Origin of the sequence: Sphingobacterium multivorum (assembly GCF_900457465.1) — a bacterium.
In the GTDB taxonomy this organism is placed as follows: Bacteria; Bacteroidota; Bacteroidia; order Sphingobacteriales; family Sphingobacteriaceae; genus Sphingobacterium; species Sphingobacterium multivorum.
Map to the genome: position 1 here is coordinate 796,894 of NZ_UAUU01000009.1, position 19,083 is coordinate 815,976.

At 35.8% G+C, this 19,083-nt stretch carries 16 protein-coding genes and 1 pseudogene; 12 read left to right on the forward strand and 5 right to left on the reverse strand.

Annotation, left to right across the window (positions count from 1 at the left end; genetic code table 11):
- Positions 1-13: 13 nt before the first annotated feature.
- Complete coding sequence (locus DTA23_RS14980) at positions 14-769, reverse strand: alpha/beta hydrolase (RefSeq protein ID WP_112375164.1); 756 nt, start codon at positions 767-769, stop codon at positions 14-16.
- Positions 770-974: 205 nt separating this feature from the next.
- Positions 975-1,685, reverse strand: a complete 711-nt coding sequence (locus DTA23_RS14985; protein WP_070562678.1) for an SAM-dependent methyltransferase — start codon at positions 1,683-1,685, stop codon at positions 975-977.
- 149 nt (positions 1,686-1,834) lie between these two features.
- On the opposite strand from DTA23_RS14985, the pseudogene apaG reads away from it, so the two are divergent.
- The 7 genes and pseudogenes from apaG (at position 1,835) to DTA23_RS15005 (ending at position 8,155) form a co-directional block, all read left to right on the forward strand.
- Positions 1,835-2,222, forward strand: a pseudogene (apaG, locus tag DTA23_RS14990) (Co2+/Mg2+ efflux facilitator ApaG/CorD).
- Positions 2,223-2,577: 355 nt separating this feature from the next.
- Entirely contained in the window at positions 2,578-2,970 is a 393-nt protein-coding gene (locus tag DTA23_RS29225; RefSeq protein WP_256603879.1) for an ATP-binding cassette domain-containing protein, read from the forward strand.
- Positions 2,951-3,292, forward strand: a complete 342-nt coding sequence (locus DTA23_RS29230; RefSeq protein WP_256603881.1) for an ATP-binding cassette domain-containing protein — start codon at positions 2,951-2,953, stop codon at positions 3,290-3,292. The genes DTA23_RS29225 and DTA23_RS29230 overlap by 20 nt, the downstream gene beginning before the upstream one ends.
- On the forward strand, positions 3,241-3,570 hold the full coding sequence (locus DTA23_RS29235) for a hypothetical protein (protein ID WP_256604065.1): 330 nt from the start codon (positions 3,241-3,243) through the stop codon (positions 3,568-3,570). The genes DTA23_RS29230 and DTA23_RS29235 overlap by 52 nt, the downstream gene beginning before the upstream one ends.
- Complete coding sequence (locus DTA23_RS29240) at positions 3,530-4,444, forward strand: ATP-binding cassette domain-containing protein (protein WP_256603882.1); 915 nt, start codon at positions 3,530-3,532, stop codon at positions 4,442-4,444. The genes DTA23_RS29235 and DTA23_RS29240 overlap by 41 nt, the downstream gene beginning before the upstream one ends.
- Before the next feature lie 93 nt (positions 4,445-4,537).
- Positions 4,538-6,397 (forward strand): tRNA uridine-5-carboxymethylaminomethyl(34) synthesis enzyme MnmG, encoded by a 1,860-nt coding sequence (gene mnmG, locus DTA23_RS15000; protein ID WP_112375165.1) that lies wholly within the window; start codon positions 4,538-4,540, stop codon positions 6,395-6,397.
- Between the two features lie 78 nt (positions 6,398-6,475).
- Positions 6,476-8,155 carry an Ig-like domain-containing protein gene (locus DTA23_RS15005; protein WP_112375166.1) on the forward strand — a complete coding sequence of 560 codons (1,680 nt, stop codon included), beginning with the start codon at positions 6,476-6,478 and terminating at the stop codon, positions 8,153-8,155.
- Positions 8,156-8,203: 48 nt separating this feature from the next.
- Here the strand turns inward: DTA23_RS15005 and DTA23_RS15010 are convergent, their stop codons facing one another.
- Together DTA23_RS15010 and nadB are read right to left on the reverse strand one after the other, a co-directional pair.
- A complete protein-coding gene (locus DTA23_RS15010; protein WP_070562667.1) occupies positions 8,204-8,710 on the reverse strand; it encodes a gamma carbonic anhydrase family protein in 507 nt (168 codons plus the stop codon).
- A gap of 5 nt (positions 8,711-8,715) precedes the next feature.
- Entirely contained in the window at positions 8,716-10,308 is a 1,593-nt protein-coding gene (gene nadB, locus DTA23_RS15015; RefSeq protein ID WP_046673171.1) for an L-aspartate oxidase, read from the reverse strand.
- Positions 10,309-13,454: 3,146 nt separating this feature from the next.
- On the opposite strand from nadB, the gene nadA reads away from it, so the two are divergent.
- The 4 genes from nadA to thiL all read left to right on the forward strand — a co-directional run bounded on the left by nadA (position 13,455) and on the right by thiL (position 15,728).
- A complete protein-coding gene (gene nadA / locus DTA23_RS31080; protein WP_502263825.1) occupies positions 13,455-13,706 on the forward strand; it encodes a quinolinate synthase NadA in 252 nt (83 codons plus the stop codon).
- Positions 13,699-14,067: a quinolinate synthase NadA gene (locus DTA23_RS31085; RefSeq protein WP_502263826.1), complete on the forward strand. Its 369-nt coding sequence runs from the start codon at positions 13,699-13,701 to the stop codon at positions 14,065-14,067. Before nadA ends, DTA23_RS31085 begins: the two co-directional genes overlap by 8 nt.
- On the forward strand, positions 14,064-14,450 hold the full coding sequence (locus tag DTA23_RS31090; RefSeq protein ID WP_502263827.1) for a quinolinate synthase NadA: 387 nt from the start codon (positions 14,064-14,066) through the stop codon (positions 14,448-14,450). The genes DTA23_RS31085 and DTA23_RS31090 overlap by 4 nt, the downstream gene beginning before the upstream one ends.
- Positions 14,451-14,675: 225 nt before the next feature.
- Positions 14,676-15,728 carry a thiamine-phosphate kinase gene (thiL, locus tag DTA23_RS15025; protein WP_070562660.1) on the forward strand — a complete coding sequence of 351 codons (1,053 nt, stop codon included), beginning with the start codon at positions 14,676-14,678 and terminating at the stop codon, positions 15,726-15,728.
- A gap of 33 nt (positions 15,729-15,761) precedes the next feature.
- Here thiL and DTA23_RS15030 read toward each other — a convergent pair whose 3' ends face one another.
- A complete protein-coding gene (locus DTA23_RS15030; protein WP_070562657.1) occupies positions 15,762-16,550 on the reverse strand; it encodes a segregation and condensation protein A in 789 nt (262 codons plus the stop codon).
- A 159-nt stretch (positions 16,551-16,709) separates the two neighbouring features.
- On the opposite strand from DTA23_RS15030, the gene dxs reads away from it, so the two are divergent.
- Positions 16,710-18,638 carry a 1-deoxy-D-xylulose-5-phosphate synthase gene (gene dxs, locus DTA23_RS15035; protein ID WP_070562653.1) on the forward strand — a complete coding sequence of 643 codons (1,929 nt, stop codon included), beginning with the start codon at positions 16,710-16,712 and terminating at the stop codon, positions 18,636-18,638.
- Positions 18,639-19,083: the final 445 nt, after the last annotated feature.

Here is a 19,083-nt window from a genome sequence, read left to right on the forward strand (position 1 = left end):
TATTGCTTATTTATTATTCCTGTTCCAACAAATCTACTAATTCTTTCAACTTTTTTATTTGTGGATTATGATCTCCAACAAATTCGACTGTTTTAAAACCTATATTTTTTGCCTTCCTATAAAACGGGTAAAAATCATCATCCTCAATTGTTTTGCCATCCTCATAAGTCAAAATGTAAGTACTTGGAATTTTAAGTCGTTTCGGATTTTTTAAACTGATCTTGTCTGTCATTGTTCTTAACGGGTGGGGGACATCCCTAGGAAGCTTCTTAATGTCCTTCACCCAGAAAGGAAAAATATAACCATCCTTTTCTAATTTTAACAGTCCATTTGCTGCACTGGATTTACCCATTAAGTTCATTACAGATTGTTGATCCTCCGGTAGTATAGCATCCAAGTAAACCAATTTACGGATTCTATCCGGAAGACTATCTGCCACAGCCGTGATAATCATCCCACCATAACTATGTCCGACCAATATAATATCATGGAGATCCTCAAACAGGATCGTATTCACAACATCATCGACATGCGTTTGTAATCGGATAGAAGTATCTGCTAAATGATAACGCTCACCCAGGCCTGTTAGTGTGGGTCGGTACACCTCATTTCCCTTTTTAGCTAACTCAACCGCCGTATTTTTAAACTGCCAAGCACCACCCCAAGCTCCATGGACAATAACATATGTAGAAGACTGTGCAGCAAGATCTTTACTGAATCCAACTAATGAAAACAAAAACATAATAGACAATAATCTACAGTAATTCATCTTGTTATATATTAAATCATTCTAGACGGTTAACAAACTCTATTCAGCATTTATTCTGATACCCTGGTTTACATATTTATTAAAAAAACAAAATGTAAGCACTCATTTACTTTATTAAAACATACTTCACTCATGTAAAAAGAGCTTTTAATTTCATTATTAAACTTCATCAATGAAAATAGGGTAGGGGGGAGCTCTAAAAGCATCATGCATAAAGTAAAAAAATAGTCGGCTTTTTATGATAATCATACGATCGTTTTCGCCACTCACCAACTGTCAAACTTTGTATATTTTCGTCGGCAGCTGTTACATTTGACGCAACACAGAGTAAGGTGGAAGGTTTACATATTTTTAGTAGATCGGCTAAAAGCTGATTATTTCTAAATGGAGTTTCAATAAAAATTTGCGTCTGCTTTTCACGTGCTGATTGCTGTTCGAGATTTTTAATCTCCTTAGCTCGATCAATTTTATCGATAGGCAAATAACCATGAAAGGCAAATTTCTGACCGCTAAATCCGGAAGCCATAAGTGCCAGTAGAATAGAGCTTGGTCCAACAAGAGGAACTACCTTAATACCCAATTGATGTGCCCGCGCTACAATAGAAGCACCAGGATCAGCAACACCAGGACATCCCGCCTCAGACATTAATCCAACACTTTTGCCTTGTTTCAAGCCTTCAAAAAAATCATTTATATTTCCCTTGTCCCGCACATGTTTTCCATAATCATGGATCGTTAATTCGCTCTGCGGAATCTTTAAACCTGCAAGTTTTAAAAACTTGCGCGCCGTTTTTTCGTTCTCTACAATATACTCGTCCAATGAATTGATTGTTTCCACTAAATACGGAGTAAATGACTGGAAAGCTGCGTCATCACTCAATGGAACAGGAATTAAATATAAGATACCATTTGCCATAATACAAACCTACTAATTAAGGTCCATTTGGTTATACTAATTTTAAACTTAGCATTATTTAACCTTTTAAAATGATTATAATTTAGATTTTTAAACTCATTATTAGTATTTTAGCGTAAACATTCATTGCAACAATAAACATCATTCAAATGATCACACAAATTACAGAAGGCGTAAAAAATCTCGGTTGAAACCATCTATCAATCGGAGTATTCGAATCCGGACCGTGAACATTTTATGTTTGCTTATCATATCAGCATAGAAAATCTCAGCGATTACACGGTTCAATTGATAAGTCGCTATTGGAAAATTTTTGATGCAAAAGGAGACTATAGGGAGGTATCTGGAGAAGGAGTAGTAGGCGAACAACCTATTATAGAACCTGGTCAGACTCATCAATACACCTCAGGTTGCAATCTCAATAGCGAATTCGGATTCATGGAAGGATATTATAATATGATCCGAACACTGGACAACGGCAGCTTTCAAGTTGAAATACCACGTTTCAATCTGATAGCGGATTACGCATTGAATTAATTTTATCAGGGCAGTATCATTATTGCCAATTAATCAAATAACGAAGCTTTTTTCGCATCGAATAAGAAACTATTTCTTTATTTTTGCGAGCATTCCAAATGAACAAGCGAACCTTTGGGACTTCGAATTATCATTTTACCCAATAGCAAAGGCTAACATTTGATCGTATGCCACCCAATAGATTACATTAGTCAGCAATCAAAACGATTATTGATTCAATATATAAATAACTGACAATCAATAGAAATATAACTAAAATATTGATTATCAACACGATATAAACTACCAAGAGAAGAAACCTACTGGTAGTGTTTTGGCGTGTAAATTGACTGAATATAATTTAGGGTGATATAACGTGAGTATTTTAGCTACAGAACAAGTAAGCCATTCCTTCCATGATCGATGGCTTTTTAAAGATTTACATTTCGGTCTCCAAAAGGGAGAACGTGTGGCCTTGGTCGGAATCAATGGCACAGGTAAATCAACCTTACTCGCCATTTTAGCAGAGCGAATCTTACCAACCTCAGGAAAAGTTGTAAAAGAAAAAGGTATAAAAATTGGTTTCTTAGAACAGGATCCTGATTTCACAGGATTAAAATCAATCAACGATTTTATTTATAGTACAGACAACGATCAACAACGTCTTATCCGTAAGTACGAGGAGCTGTTATTGGAAACTGATATCGATCAGAAAAAAATTAGAAGATCTTACAGAAAAAATAAGTTCATTGAATGCCTGGGAGTATGAGCATAATATTAAGACGATTCTTAATCGTTTAAACATTATGGATTTCCATCAAGATATCAAAAGTTTATCAGGGGGCCAACGAAAACGCCTTGCGCTAGCCAAGCTTTTGATAGACGAGCCGGATATTTATATATTAGATGAACCCACCAACCATTTGGATATAGAGACTATTGAATGGCTTGAAAAACTACTAACAACAGGTAGCAAAACCGTTCTTTTAGTAACGCACGATCGCTACTTCTGGATAATATCTGTACGGAGATTCGAGAGCTGGATAGGGGCAATCTCTTTACCTATAAAGGCAACTATTCTTATTTTCTAGAAAAGAAGTCCGAACGTGAAACTATTGATGCGGTTATGGTTGAGAAAAGCAGAAACCTACTTCGCCGTGAATTGGAGTGGATGCGTCGTCAACCACAGGCACGTGGTACCAAATCCAAATCACGTATTGAAGCATACTATGACTTGGAAGAAAAATCTAAAGCAATTAAAGGAAACGACTCGGTACAACTCAGTGTGAAAGTAAGCAGGCAGGGCTCAAAAATACTCGAACTAGAACATGTTGCCAAAACGTTATGGAGCAAAAGAAATCATACATGATTTTTCATACACCTTTAAAAAAGGTGATCGTATTGGTCTAGCGGGAAAAAATGGTACTGGAAAATCAACCTTTCTTAATTTAATCACGGGAGAAGAAAAACCTGATACAGGGTCTATAGCGGTAGGGGAAACCACAGTATATGGCTACTATAAACAGGGCGGATTGGAAGTAAATGAAAACGATCGAGTATTAGATGTTGTAAAAAATATAGCAGACTATATTGAAATGGCAAATGGGGAAGTAATCACGGCTTCACAGCTGCTAACCCACTTTTTATTTCCTCCTGAAAAACAATTTGGTTTCGTTAATAAATTAAGTGGGGGGGAGAAAAAAAGACTTCAATTAATGCGTGTTTTAATGAAGAATCCAAATTTTTTAATTCTGGATGAACCATCCAATGATTTGGACATTGATACATTAAACGTGCTGGAAGATTTTCTTGACAACTACAAAGGAGTACTCATATTAGTATCACACGACAGGTATCTATTAGATAAATTGACGGATCAACTTTTCATTTTTGAAGGAAAGGGGATCGTGCAGATATACAACGGAAATTATGCCGACTTTAAACTTGAACAGGAAGAAATCCAAAAATTAGAAAAGGAAAAACAAAAAAGGATAACCCAAGAACAGGTAAAGCCAATTGTAAAAGAGGAAAAGAAAAAACTCTCGTACAAGGAACAATTGGAATATAACAAACTAGAAGAAGAAATCGAAAAACTGGAAACACAAGTAGCGTTAAAAACGGAGGAACTAAACCAGGTAACAGATCATCTAAAACTTTCTTCCTTAGCGGAAGAAATTCAATCTATCCAAAAACAGATAGACGATAAATCCGAAAGATGGTTATATCTTGCTGATTTTATGTAAAATTTCACCACAGGTTTCACGTGGAACACAAAGAAAACGTAAATTTACAAAGAAATAAAAACACCACGTTTCACGTGGAACAAGAATAGAAAAATGTTTAAAAAATATAATGTAATTGTCGTTGGTGCGGGGCATGCCGGATGTGAGGCAGCGGCGGCAGCAGCTAACTTAGGTTCGTCCACTTTACTCATCACAATGAATATGGGAGTAATAGCGCAAATGAGTTGTAACCCCGCTATCGGTGGAGTAGCCAAAGGACAGATAGTAAGAGAAATTGATGCTATGGGCGGATATACTGGTATCATAGCAGATAAATCAACCATTCAATTCCGAATGTTAAATCTTTCGAAAGGTCCTGCCATGTGGAGTCCGCGGACCCAAAATGACCGAATGCAGTTTGCAGAAGAATGGAGATTACAACTCGAGTCTCTTCCTAATTTAGATATGTGGCAAGATACCGTAAAAGAAGTTATCGTAAAAAACGGAAAAGCTTGCGGTGTCATCACTTCGATGGGCATAGAAATAGAATCGGACGCCGTGGTACTGACCAATGGAACTTTTCTAAATGGTGTAATTCACATTGGGGACAAGAAATTTGGAGGCGGTAGAACAGGAGAGAAGGCTGCCACAGGTTTAACCGAGCAACTTGTTTCCCTTGGTTTCGAATCCGGGAGAATGAAGACAGGAACGCCACCACGTATAGATGGAAGAAGCCTCAACTATGCATTAATGGAAGAACAGTGGGGCGATGAAAAAAGAGGGCGGTTCTCCTATACAGATGTAGAAATACCAACTGAACAACGCTGTTGTTGGATTACCTATACAAACGATAAGGTCCACGAAATGCTACGCACTGGGTTTGAAAAATCACCCATGTTTACGGGACGTATCAAAGGATTGGGACCACGCTATTGCCCTTCAATAGAAGATAAAATAAATCGTTTTGCCGAGCGTGAAAGACATCAGATATTCGTGGAGCCCGAAGGCTTCAAAACAGTAGAAATTTATGTCAACGGATTCTCCACCTCATTGCCAGAAGACGTACAATTGAAAGCTTTGCAATTGATCCCAGGCTTTGAAAATGCGAAAATGTACCGCCCAGGTTATGCCATAGAATACGACTACTTTCCACCAATGCAATTGGATCTAACCTTGGAAACCCAATTGGTGAAACATCTATTTTTCGCAGGACAGATCAATGGGACAACTGGCTATGAAGAAGCCGCTGCTCAAGGTTTCCTAGCCGGGATAAATGCGCATCAACGCATCAATGATGATAAGGAACTTATTCTTAAACGATCCGAATCCTATATAGGTGTATTGGTCGACGACCTCGTAACAAAAGGAACTGAAGAGCCGTACCGCATGTTTACATCAAGAGCAGAACATCGTCTACTTCTACGCCAGGACAATGCTGATATTCGCCTAACCCCATTAGCTTACAAATTGGGATTGGTAGGAGAAGAAAGACTCAAAAAAGTGCAAAACAAAATTGATAACTCCAATAAAATAATCGAGTATCTCAAACAAAATTCGACCAATGTCGAAAAGATGAATACCATATTAGCCGAAGTTGGCTCAAGCGCACTTCCACAAAAAACAAGGTTGAGTAATGTTCTTGCAAGACCACAAGTTGGTATCCAAGATATTCTGAAAGGAGACGAAGGCTTTGCACACTATGTATCCCAATTCGATAATGATACCATTGAACAAGCAGAGATCAATCTCAAATATGAAAGCTATTTCGATAAAGAGATGGAAATTGTCAATCGCATGAAGAAGATGGAAGATAGAGAAATTAATCCTGATTTTGACTACAGCCTATTAACATCGCTATCAATTGAGGCAAGACAAAAGTTATCTAAAGTTAAACCACGTACACTGGGGCAAGCTTCAAGAATCTCAGGCGTTTCGCCCTCTGATATCACGGTATTGATGGTCCATATGAGTTAAACAACTGAAAGTCAAATACTTATACACTAAACATCACAAAGCTTAAAATAAGCGATTTAAGACAATATTCTATTTTTTATGAAAACTTCTTTAAGAGAAAATAAAAGTGGTTCAGAAAGGCTAAAAAGTAGCTTAAAAACAAGATTACTTATTTTAAGCATGTTTATTATGCTTATTGGCTTGTCCATACAATGTGCGAGCATACAACAGCCCACGGGGGGGCCAAAAGATTCTATTCCTCCGAAGATACTATTGGAAAGCCCTACGAATTTTTCGAAGAATTTTACAGCTAAAAAAATAGTGATCACGTTTGACGAGTATATCAAGCTGGCAAATCAACAAAAGGAATTCAGTATTACGCCAGACATGGGAAGCAATCCAGAATTCAAGGTGAAGAAAAAAAATCTAGAAATTACCTTACCTGATTCCCTAGAAAAGAATACAACCTACAGCATATACTTCGGTAAAGGACTAGTTGATTATAACGCTGGAAATGCATTGGTCAATTATGCTTACGTATTCGCGACAGGAGATAAAATAGATTCACTCAGTATATCCGGTAATGTAAAAAGTGCTATAACGAAAGAGGTCCAAAAGGATGTTAAAGTCTTGTTGATCCCCATTAGCCAAGACTCGATTTTTGGTAAAAAGAAGGCGAATATATTCACGACAACGGATACTGCAGGTAACTATAAACTAAACAATCTAAGAGAAGGAACTTATCGCATTTACGCACTTCAAGAAAAAAATAACGATAGAATCTATAATGGTGCTGATGAAGAAATAGGTTTCCTAAAAGACTCTATCGTGCTAGAGCGAGACTTAAGCAATATCAACTTGGAGATCTTCAAAGGAATCCCAAAAAAGTTTAGAACCCAAGAGAAGAAATTTGAAAAAAATGGAAGTATACTTCTTGTTTTTAATAGAAGAGTCGACAAGCCCAAACTTGATATCCTTAATGACGAAGTAAACAACAAGGATAAAAAAGTACGTTTTTCAAAGACATCAGACTCGGCTACTTTGTTTATTCCAAATTTAAAAATAGACTCCCTAAAGCTTGTTCTGACAGAAAATGAAAGACCATTGGATACCATTCTCATTAGAAAAGGGAATGTAAAAATAGAGCAGACAATTGAGCCTATTTTTACGCCAAATAATGGACGGGTCGATCGAATTACACACCTTCAGGTATCTGCTTTCACACCGATCAAAAATATCGATAAAACCAAGTTAAAATTCAAAGAAGACTCATTGGTCCGGACCAATTACCAACTAGCTGTAGATACAGCAAATACCAATATCTACCATATTCGCTATAATTGGAGAAAAGAGAAAAAGTACCAAATTGAGTTTACAGAAGGCGCTATAACAGGCTATTTTGGCGAACAAAACAAAGAGAAAAAGCTCGATTTGACCTATGACGATAGTGAAAACTATGGGGATCTGACATTTGATTTTACAGATCTAGATAGCAATACAACCTATTTGGTTGAGTTAATCAATGAGAAAAAAGATAAGGTCTATCGCGTCGACAAAATAAACATGAACAATCCGGCTGTTGTATACAAACAGTATCCTGGAGGAAAGTATAGTATACGTGTGATACGCGACGACAATGATAATGGAATCTGGGACACTGGAGATGTCGAAAAGAAAACTTTTCCTGAACCTGTTGTATATCTGAATAAAGTATTTACGATACGTGCTAATTGGGAACAGAAAGATAGTTTTTCATTGAGTGGCCTCAAAAAAAATTAATTGAGGCCATTCTAAAATAACTTATTTAATATTGCTAATTCGATTAAGCTAAAACCAGGAACTGTACAGAACATAATTATGTGGTAGCTTCTGCAATAGATCTTTCTGCTCTTCAGTAAGTGCTTTTATCTTTTTGGCAGGTACTCCAGCATATAGAAATCCCGATTCACAACGAGTATTTTCCAAAACTACTGCACCAGCTGCTACAATAACATTCGATTCAACAATCGCATTATCCATAACGATAGCTCCCATACCAATGAGTACATGATCTTCCAAAATACATCCATGTACCATAGCCTGATGCCCTATACTTACATAATTTCCGATCGTAGTACCGCATTTCTTATAGGTACAATGTATAACCGCTCCATCTTGAATATTAGTATAATTACCGATACGAATATAATTGACATCTCCGCGTATGACAGCATTAAACCATACCGAACAGTGATGTCCAATCTCCACATCGCCTACAATCGTTGAATTGGGTGCTAAGAAGCATTCTTCGGCTATCACCGGAGATTTATCCAAAACAGATAAAATAAGTGCCATATTCCTTAAAAAATTGTATCCTGTAATACTTCCGAATGTTTCGGATAGTCCGTTGTATAATGCAATCCCCTACTTTCTTTCCGTAACATAGCTGATTTTGTCACGATATAAGCTACTTGAATAACATTACGTAATTCACACAGTTTAACAGAAAGCCTTGTATTTCGATAAAATTCTTCGGTCTCCTCATACAAGAGATGTAGCCGTTTAAGAGCTCTTTCAAGCCTAAAATCGGAACGGACAATGCCAACATAGTCACTCATAATCTTTTGGCACTCGCGTAAATTATGACTTACTAAAATATCCTCATTTGAAAGAGAGGTTTTAGAGTCATCCCATTCGGGGACATCAACAATATGGTTAATCAATCCTATCGACTTTGTGGCGTCCAGGAAAATACGATGTGCATAAACAAGTGCTTCAAGAAGTGAATTAGAAGCTAATCGGTTTGCCCCATGCAGGCCAGTAGAAGAACACTCTCCGCAAGCATATAAGTTAACGAGGCTACTGCGTCCAAAATCATCTACATAAATGCCTCCACAGAGGTAATGCGCAGCCGGTGTAACTGGTATAAAATCCTTCGCCATATCCAGTCCGATCGAAAGACACTTTTCATAAATATTTGGAAAATGCTTGATAATATCTTCCTTATTCCGATGCGTGATATCAAGGTACACATAATCTATACCAGATTTCTTCATCTCGGCATCAATAGCTCTAGCAACGATGTCTCTTGGTGCCAAAGAAGCACGTTCATCGTACTCCTCCATGAAAGATTCACCATTGATCCTTCTTAAAATACCCCCAAATCCACGTACGGCTTCAGATACCAAAAATGCAGGAGAGTCCTTTGGATTGTATAAAGAAGTAGGGTGAAATTGCATAAACTCCATATTACGTACCTTACCTTTTGCCCGATACACCATAGCAATACCATCTCCAGTCGCAATAGTTGGATTTGTTGTACTTGAATAAACATGCCCTGCTCCTCCAGAAGCCATCACAGTAACCTTACTCAAAATCTTATCTACTAAATGTGATGAGGTATTAAAAGCATAAATTCCATAACAGGTAATGTCTTCCCTGTTCTTATCCACGTATTCCCCCAAATGATGCTGTGTAATCAAATCAATGGCAAAGTAATGCGTTACGATTTCAATGTTGGGATCACTATGTGCTTGCGCCAATAATGCACGCTCAATTTCATAGCCAGTTATATCTTTATAATGTAAAATACGATGAGCGGAATGTCCCCCCTCTTTTGCCAGATCATATAACCCCGATTCCTCCTTGTCAAATGATGTTCCGTATGAAATAAGTTCTGCAATCCGTTCCGGTGCTTCTCTCACTACGTTTTCCACAATTTCAACATCGCATAAACCATCCCCAGCAATCTGAGTATCAATGATATGCTTCTCAAAGCTATCTGACTTATCCACAACGGCAGCCACTCCCCCTTGCGCATATTTTGTATTAGACTCATCCTCATTGGACTTAGTGACTATCAATACTTTACCGAATTTCGATGCTTTTAAAGCAAAGCTTAATCCAGCAATACCTGATCCAATGACCAAAAAATCTACCTTTCTATCTGCCATATAAATTAAAATTCACAAACTATCCCCAAAAGTGACGATTCAAATTAACGAAAAATGTGGAAAACGTGTAAATAAAAGGTTAAATAAAAATGAAAAGTATTTAACAATTCACAAATCCCCTATTTGCAAGCCTTATTTCTAAAATTTTTCCGCACAAAAATCTAGAGATTTCCACATTTTCTAAACAAAAACTATTCAACAAAAATATATGGAAAATAAAAAATAAGATAATTTAGAATTTTAAAAATCAGGTCTTTAATGAATAAATTCTGTTGAAAAATTGTTGAAAACTCTATAAAAACCTAAAATCAAAATCGAAATAACCTAATTTATACCACTTTTCCACACCATAATAAACAATAAGAGATTTTCTATTTTAAATAATTGGTATTTATTGAAAAAAAAGATTGTGGAATACGTTCGAAAATCTTTGTTTAGTTTTGTCAAGTTCGATTAGAAGCGGTTAGATTTCGATATTCGGGAATTATAAAGTCCCCTATTGAAATATTTAATTCTAATTGAGTTTATTTTATTTTTTGAATTTCCTATTGACTTTTAAAGCGCTTTAGGATTGACTATTTATTTTATTTTTTTTTGTATATGGATTTAATCTAGTTTCAGCGCGTTATTTATAATTTTTTTAAAAAAAATATAGGTTTAAGTCGTTTTATACTTGGATATTTTCCCGTTTGGGATCTTATTTCAATTTTATCGCTTTGTAACCGATAGAAATCGGATCAGAAAAGTTTTAATTCTAATATGGATGCTATGAGATTTTAATATTTCTGTCTTTAGAGCAGATAAATTCCTTTATTGAATTCTAATAGTTGCTAATCTTTGCTTTTAAAATTGATATGAAAAAGGCAATTTAATTGATTTTGATATTTGGATTTTAAACTGTTTGAGGTTTGCTTATTTGCGTATTTTTTTCAAAAATATGTGAATTTTGCTTTCTCAACGAGGTAAAATTGGCGTCAAAAATTTCTGTACTTTATAAGCAAAGTTTTCAAAAATGGAAATTGAGAGGTATTTGGTTATTGGAATTTTTTATTCCTGGATCTGCCTGTTTATATTCAGATTTGGCTACGATATTTGTTTGGTTTTCGCGGGATTGAATTTTAAACAGAATCTCAAGGCGATTGTTTAAAAATATACCTGTTTAGAATTGGATATTTTTTAAAAATTTGTTTTCAGGGCTTTTTAATACATTCTATGGCCTTAAATAGTAATTTTTTAAGATCTAAGTGAAATTCGAAGATTGACTTGTTAATAATTTTGGAATGCAGATAATTTCTTCAAATAATTTATTGCAGAACAAACAATCTTACTATATTTGCAGCCCAACATCGGCTAAATGGAGGAAATATCCAAATTTAGATCAGTGACATTAGAATATTTTGGATTATTGCTATCTGGCAATTTTTTAGATCATTCTCAGGGTTTATTTTTCTAAAATAAAGCTCTTATAGATTGAATATATTTTGTTGATTCGTTATTTGTATGGGATATTTAATTCTAAGCGAGTTTGTCGTTTTTAAAGCGCTTTATCAGTTGCATATTTAGTATTTTTTTTAATATTATCTATGTATTTGAATGTCAAGTACTATAATCCGCAAATTTTATAATTGCCTAAATTTTGAATAATTTATTTTTATTTTATATGAATTAATATCTTTTAAGTTATATATTTTTAGTTTATTGTATTTTATGCGATAGTTATTGCCAGATGATTATTCTAGCGGGATATACGCTCCGATTGTGTTATATTGAGTTTAGAATAGAGCTATTTACAGGATTTTTATCCAGATACAAGGTATTAATAACTTTATTTTGTGTTATTTCGACTGAATTTGTGATTGCTGTAAAATTTCCTGTAATTAGATAGCAAAAAAAGTTTTATTAAGCTTCTTAGAATTAAATAAAAGCACTACTCTAGATCACAGCGGTCAATTTTTAATTCTCATCCAGTTTATTTTGGATACTATACACATTATTTTAGTCGGATTTCAATTTGCGGGAATTAGTGCCTTTTAAAGTCGCTTCTACTCGACTCATTTGATCTTTTTATAAATATCTAATTCTTATCGTGTTTATTCTGAATTATTTTATTCAACCCTATTAGGCCTGATCCGATAAATTTATCCCTGTTATATTCCTATATTCATTTTTACAGGCTAATAATTCTTATATATGCTATTCTCGACGGGTTTATTTTGGAAATAATGCCTTCTATTGGTTATTTGCGGCGTATTATGATTTAGGAAAATTGATTTTGGTCCTACGCTGGTCATCGTTGCTGTATGAGTTGGCAAATGAGAATATATAAACTTCAGCTACTCGCGATTAGAATGCCATATATTGGTTAGGCAGTGATAAAATATGCTATAGACGATTCTAAGAGCCTTTATTTCATTTTCGGTGCTATTTATATGCTTTCCGTGCTGCACGTATAGACAATTCTCTCAAAATTTGCGAAAATAAACTCGCTGAGAATTTGATATAAAATTATACATCAATCCAAGATTTATTAATCTATCCTATACGGCCTCAAAACCGTTTTCTTATCTGAAATGTTAATAAATAAAGCTTCCTTTTGTGCCATATTTTTCATTGTTTTGTAATATGCCTAAAAACGTTTCTTAGGCTACGAAAGTAAGTTATGGATGAAACTGATTTTCGAAGATCGAAATAATGTGAAATAAACCCTTTCAGTTTTTGTTATAAACGAAGAGCTTGAATAGTTTTCCAAATATCCAAGTCTAAAAGAGTTTATATGGGCATAACACTGTATAATTAAACTGTATATAAATTAATTTAACTATTAAAGTTTGTTAATGTTTGTTTTGCATGATCAAGTACATATATTGCTGTCAGTTCTACAAAATCATGTAATTGGACAAAAGTCGCCATTGTTCGATCAAATTTACAAACTTACATTATCCAATGAGCTCGACTTAAAAAACACGTTGTAATCTGTTACTAATTAATAATAGGTTTTATATCAGTGTTTTATTCACTATAATCTACTAATGGATCAAATGGAAGCGAGAGCTATATTACCACGACTTGATTAATTTGCTTTTAATTGACTTTTATATATATAACAATGCTTATTTTTGTTGCTCATAAAAGTTGAAACTACTCGCATGGAAATTGTAAATTATGAGCTTCAAGCAAAAGGTTATATCGATGCTCCGATTGATCCCTCACTGGATTTGATTAAAGAGATCCAACGCTTAAAGAAAGAAAAGAAGGCTGTCATCTTGGCTCACTATTATCAAGAGTCTGAAATACAAGATATAGCAGATTATATAGGAGATAGTCTTGGCTTATCGCAGGAAGCTGCGAAAAACCGATGCAGATGTAATTGTTTTTGCTGGAGTACATTTCATGGCTGAGACGGCTAAAATACTTTCACCGACGAAGAAGGTTCTTTTGCCAGATGCTAAAGCCGGTTGTTCATTGTCAGATTCATGCCCACCACATCTTTTTGCTAAATTTAAAGAGCAATATCCTGATCATTTGGTGATTACCTATGTAAATTGTACGGCTGAATTGAAAGCTCTTTCAGATATTGTATGCACATCAAGCAACGCTGTTCAGATTGTTGAGAGTCTTCCGGAGGATCAGAAAATCATTTTCGGTCCAGATCGCAACCTAGGTGCATATGTTAAGAAGAAAACAGGACGTGACCTGGTACTTTGGAATGGAGCTTGTATGGTGCATGAAATTTTTTCTCAAGATAAAATTGACCGTTGAAAAGCGAGCACCCCGAGGCTAAGTTTATTGCCCATCCAGAGTGTGAAGATCATATACTCGCGATAGCTGATTATGTGGGATCGACTGCTGGAATGCTTAAATTTACCCAAACAGATAAAGCCCAGGCTTATATTGTTGCTACAGAATCAGGCATTCTTTACCAAATGCAAAAAGCGAGTCCACATAAGACTTTTATTCCTGCTCCTCCTAATAATGCCTGTGCATGTAATGATTGTCCGCATATGAAGCTTAATACGCTTGAAAAGCTATACAACTGTCTAAAGTATGAGTCCCCTGAAATTCTTCTTACTGAGGATGTGATTCTTCGTGCACAACGTCCTATTGAACGTATGTTGGAAATATCAGCGCGCTTAGGACTATAGATTTGTTGTATTTTGCTACGATTAGCTATCGTAGATTATTGATTTTTAACGTAATACAAACAATTTTTATGAATGTTTGTCCTAGCTTGTAATTAAGACGCTTAGCTGGATAAGCATATAAATTCATTGGACTTATAGCTATACTTGTTTTGTAATGCCATCTTAATGCATCAGTCAAAGATGATTATCCGGCATTACCTATATTAAACTTTTAAACTTTTTAGCATGTTTGATTTTGATAATACCGAGCGGACCAATCTAGAGGAAATGGGCGAGTTTGGACTGATTGATTATATAAGTAAGGCTGTTGAATTGACAGAGAAATCCACTGTGAAGGGGATTGGGGATGATGCGGCTGTTTTAGATTTCGAAGGTAAGAAGACTTTGGTATCGACTGATCTATTGTTGGAAGGGATTCATTTTGATCTTAGGTATGTACCATTAAAACATTTAGGTTATAAAGCTGTTCAAGTCAATTTGAGCGATATTTATGCGATGAATGGAATAGCTTCTCAAATTACCTTTTCAATCGGTATGTCCTCTAAATTTCCATTAGAAGCCGTAGAGGAAATTTATCAAGGAGCTTTGATTGCCTGTAAGAAGTATAATGTCGATTTAATCGGGGGTGACACTTCGGCTTCAGCACAGGGGCTGGTTATTTCTGTGACAAGTATAGGCTATGCTGATGCAGATCAGATCGTTTATCGTAGTGGAGCACAGGAAGGAGATCTATTGTGTGTGTCCGGTGACCTCGGTGCAGCTTATATGGGCTTACAACTCTTGGAACGTGAGAAAGAGATTTATTTAGAAAATCCGAATGTACAACCTGATTTGGAAGGAAAGGATTATATCGTTGAACGCCAATTGAAACCTGAAGCCCGGAAAGACATTGTTGAATTATTTGCCAAGCTAGGGATCAAGCCCACAGCGATGATGGATATTTCGGACGGGCTTGCATCTGAAATTCTTCATATTTGCCGACAATCAGATAAAGGATGCCGATTATATGAGGAAAAAATTCCATTGGATCAGATGACTTATGATACGGGGCGGGAATTTGGCATTGATCCAACCGTAGCTGCACTTAATGGTGGTGAGGACTATGAGTTATTGTTTACAATAGCGCAATCGGATCACGATAAAATTAAGAATTTACCTGATATTAGTATTATTGGTTATATGACGCCAAGATCGGAAGGTTGTGAGATGATTTCCAAATCTGGGAATCTTTATCCGATAACGGCACAAGGCTGGAATGCATTTAAGAAAAAAGATTAATACGAAAAAGACCTGTTCAAAACAGGTCTTTTTTTATGCTTCTTCCTCCTCAAACAGGAGTTCCTCCGTCTCATTTGGATCTCTTTCACCTACATTGAAATTGTTATAGCCTAAGCCCACTTCGATCTGTAATAATCGCTGCTGGAGCATTTCGAGAATCGCTAAAAAGTTATAGACGAACTGTATTTTATTTTCTGAGTTTTTAAGAATTTCTTGAAAATCTAATTTTTTATTGATTTCAATCAGTTCGGCAATTGCTTTCTTCTGTTGTTCAATGGTGTATGGGTATTTGACAACTGTATGGGTTACTTCAGGGGGACGATTACGGAATTGATACATCATTTGCTCGTAAATCATCATTAGACCATAGAGGTCGAAGCTATCCAAATTTTCTCCGGTAGAATCTAATTTTAGTCTTTGTTGGATATCATAGCGTATGTTGCCTCGATTGTATAGTTTGAGACGATTTTCTTCCAAGACCCTCAATTCTTCACAGGTCTCTTTAAATTGCTTATAGAGAATAAGTTTTTGAACAAGATCTTCTCTAAGATCGATTTCATTTTCATTGTCGTCCAGATCCAGACGAGGCAAGAGCATTTTAGCTTTAATACGCATCAGTGTCGAAGCAACAAAGATAAACTCGCTTGCCATTTCCATATTGAGCGCTTGCATTTGGCTCACATACGATAAAAAATCATCTGTAATCTTTGAGATCGGTATATCGTGGATATTTAGTTCATCCCGTTCGATAAAAAATAATAATAAATCAAAAGGTCCCTCAAATTGAGGAAGCTTGATTTCGTAGCCTTCTTCTACTTGCATATCTTATACAAATTTACATATAAAATCTTTTGGAATAACTTCGATACAAACTATTCATTATTTTATTTGTTGTTCATCAATATGTAAATGCGATTTATTTTAAAGATTAAATAAAATTGTCGTTACTTTGTACGAACATATCATGTAAATAGCAGTACTATGCAGTTTGAGGCTGGAGAACTATTAAGTAAAATAAACGATCCCTCTGATCTTAAAAAGCTAAAGGAAGACCAATTAGAACAGTTAAGTCAGGAATTACGTCAATTTATTATTGATCAGGTTTCGGTTAATGGTGGTCACTTTGCAGCAAGTTTGGGAGTCGTCGAGTTAACGGTGGCGTTACATTACGTAATGAATACCCCATACGATCAATTGATTTGGGATGTAGGTCATCAGGCTTATGGGCATAAAATCCTAACGGGGCGTCGCGATATATTTCATACAAATCGAATTGAGAACGGAATTTCGGGTTTTCCTAACCGTTTTGAATCTCAATACGATGCATTTGGTGTTGGACACTCGTCAACATCTATTTCTGCAGCATTAGGCATGGCAGTCGCTTCCCAAATAAAGGGTGAAAAGGATCGTCAGCATATCGCGGTTATCGGTGATGGTGCCTTGACTGGTGGAATGGCATTTGAAGCACTGAATCATGCCGGTATTTCGAAATCAAACCTTTTGGTTATTCTGAATGACAACTGCATGTCCATTGACCCTAATGTAGGCGCATTGAAGGAGTATTTGACAAGTATAACAACCTCCAAGCGCTATAATCGTTTTAGAGACGATATCGCAGCTGTATTGACCAAGATTTCGGAAGTTGGTCCAAATGCACTTGGTATTGCCAAAAAATTGGAAAAAAGCATAAAGGGAACTTTATTAAAAAATGCCAATCTCTTTGAATCTTTAAATTTTAGATATTTTGGACCGGTTGATGGGCATGATGTCAAGAAATTGGCTAAGACCCTTGAAGACCTTAAGCATATACCGGGGCCTAAATTATTGCATGCCGTCACCATCAAAGGAAAAGGTTTTGCGCTAGCTGAAAAAGATCAGACGAAATGGCATGCTCCAGGTCTATTCGATAAAATTACGGGTGAGATCAAGAAGTCTTTGAATGATAAACCGGTAGCACCTAAATTTCAAGATGTTTTTGGACATACTTTAGTTGAGCTTGCGGAAGAAAATGATAAGATTGTGGGGATCACGCCTGCAATGCCTTCTGGTTCTTCCTTGAACATTATGATGAAAGCTATGCCTGACCGTGCATTTGACGTTGGTATTGCTGAGCAGCATGCAGTTACATTCAGTGCGGGACTCGCAACACAGGGATTATTACCATTCTGTAATATCTATTCGTCGTTTATGCAACGCGCTTATGATCAAGTCATCCATGATGTTGCATTACAAAATCTGAATGTTGTTTTCTGTTTGGATCGTGCGGGAGTGGTCGGTGCGGATGGTGCGACACATCATGGCGCTTATGATATCGCTTTTATGCGCTGTGTTCCAAATATGACGGTTTCTGCGCCGATGAATGAGGAAGAGTTACGAAATTTAATGTATACAGCGCAGTTACCCAATAAAGGTCCGTTTGTTATTAGATATCCTAGAGGAAATGGTGTTATGCCAGACTGGCGTCGCCCATTTACAGAAATAGAAATAGGAAAGGGGCGTCTTATATCAGCAGGTGAGGAGCTTGCTATCTTAAGTTTTGGAGCGATAGGAAATGAAGCTGTTAAAGCGGTACAGCAGTTAAATGAACTGGGAATACATCCAGCGCATTATGATCTTCGATTTGCTAAACCATTGGATGAAGCTTTGCTTCATCAGGTCTTTCAGAAATTTGATAAAATTATCACGGTTGAAGATGGAAGTTTACAGGGGGGCATAGGTTCGGCTGTATTGGAGTTTATGGCCGATCACGGATATCATAGCCAGGTTGTTCGTTTGGGTATTCCGGATAAGATCATTGAGCATGCTGAACAAAATGCACAGTGGAAGCATGCACACTACGATGCTGATGCTATCGTATCAGAAGCCAAAAAACTTTGCAATGGAAAATTGACCAGCTCAATGGTCGGATAAGAGCTATACATTTGAAAAATGAAAAAGGAGATCAATTTTGATCTCCTTTTTTCATTTTTCAAGGGTAGGATGTTTGAATTTAGAACTCATCTCATCTGTTACAATTTGTTTTTTTCTGTCCTATAATCCGCATTGATTTTTGTTTTAAGGTTGTGCGTAAATAACTTTAATAGTCCTCTGACAATGATGTTAAGTTGGCTTTAAATTCTTATAAATTTAAGATTAAAATATATGAACTAAAGATTGTAATTAGCTATTATTTTGGTTAATTTAGATTTAGACCTTAAGGACTGATAGGTAGTAAGTTTGCTACTTTTTTTGTTCTTTTTTTTGAAATAAATTTGGAATGTTAATAATTATTTTTAGAGATCAATTTTAGCGCTAGTTTTCCACAATTTACACGGTAAAATACTGATATATAATGTATTATCAATTATTTTATATT

Bases quoted from the DNA above. Each gene is read 5' to 3' on its own strand.
- DTA23_RS15030 (WP_070562657.1), bottom strand. From the start codon at position 16,550: ATGCAAGTAGAAGAAGGCTACGAAATCAAGCTTCCTCAATTTGAGGGA.
- DTA23_RS15010 (WP_070562667.1), bottom strand. From the start codon at position 8,710: ATGGCACTTATTTTATCTGTTTTGGATAAATCTCCGGTGATAGCCGAA.
- nadA (WP_502263825.1), top strand. From the start codon at position 13,455: ATGGAAATTGTAAATTATGAGCTTCAAGCAAAAGGTTATATCGATGCT.
- nadB (WP_046673171.1), bottom strand. From the start codon at position 10,308: ATGGCAGATAGAAAGGTAGATTTTTTGGTCATTGGATCAGGTATTGCT.
- DTA23_RS14985 (WP_070562678.1), bottom strand. From the start codon at position 1,685: ATGGCAAATGGTATCTTATATTTAATTCCTGTTCCATTGAGTGATGAC.
- DTA23_RS14980 (WP_112375164.1), bottom strand. From the start codon at position 769: ATGAATTACTGTAGATTATTGTCTATTATGTTTTTGTTTTCATTAGTT.
- thiL (WP_070562660.1), top strand. From the start codon at position 14,676: ATGTTTGATTTTGATAATACCGAGCGGACCAATCTAGAGGAAATGGGC.
- DTA23_RS31085 (WP_502263826.1), top strand. From the start codon at position 13,699: ATGGCTGAGACGGCTAAAATACTTTCACCGACGAAGAAGGTTCTTTTG.
- mnmG (WP_112375165.1), top strand. From the start codon at position 4,538: ATGTTTAAAAAATATAATGTAATTGTCGTTGGTGCGGGGCATGCCGGA.
- DTA23_RS29240 (WP_256603882.1), top strand. From the start codon at position 3,530: ATGTTGCCAAAACGTTATGGAGCAAAAGAAATCATACATGATTTTTCA.
- DTA23_RS15005 (WP_112375166.1), top strand. From the start codon at position 6,476: ATGAAAACTTCTTTAAGAGAAAATAAAAGTGGTTCAGAAAGGCTAAAA.
- dxs (WP_070562653.1), top strand. From the start codon at position 16,710: ATGCAGTTTGAGGCTGGAGAACTATTAAGTAAAATAAACGATCCCTCT.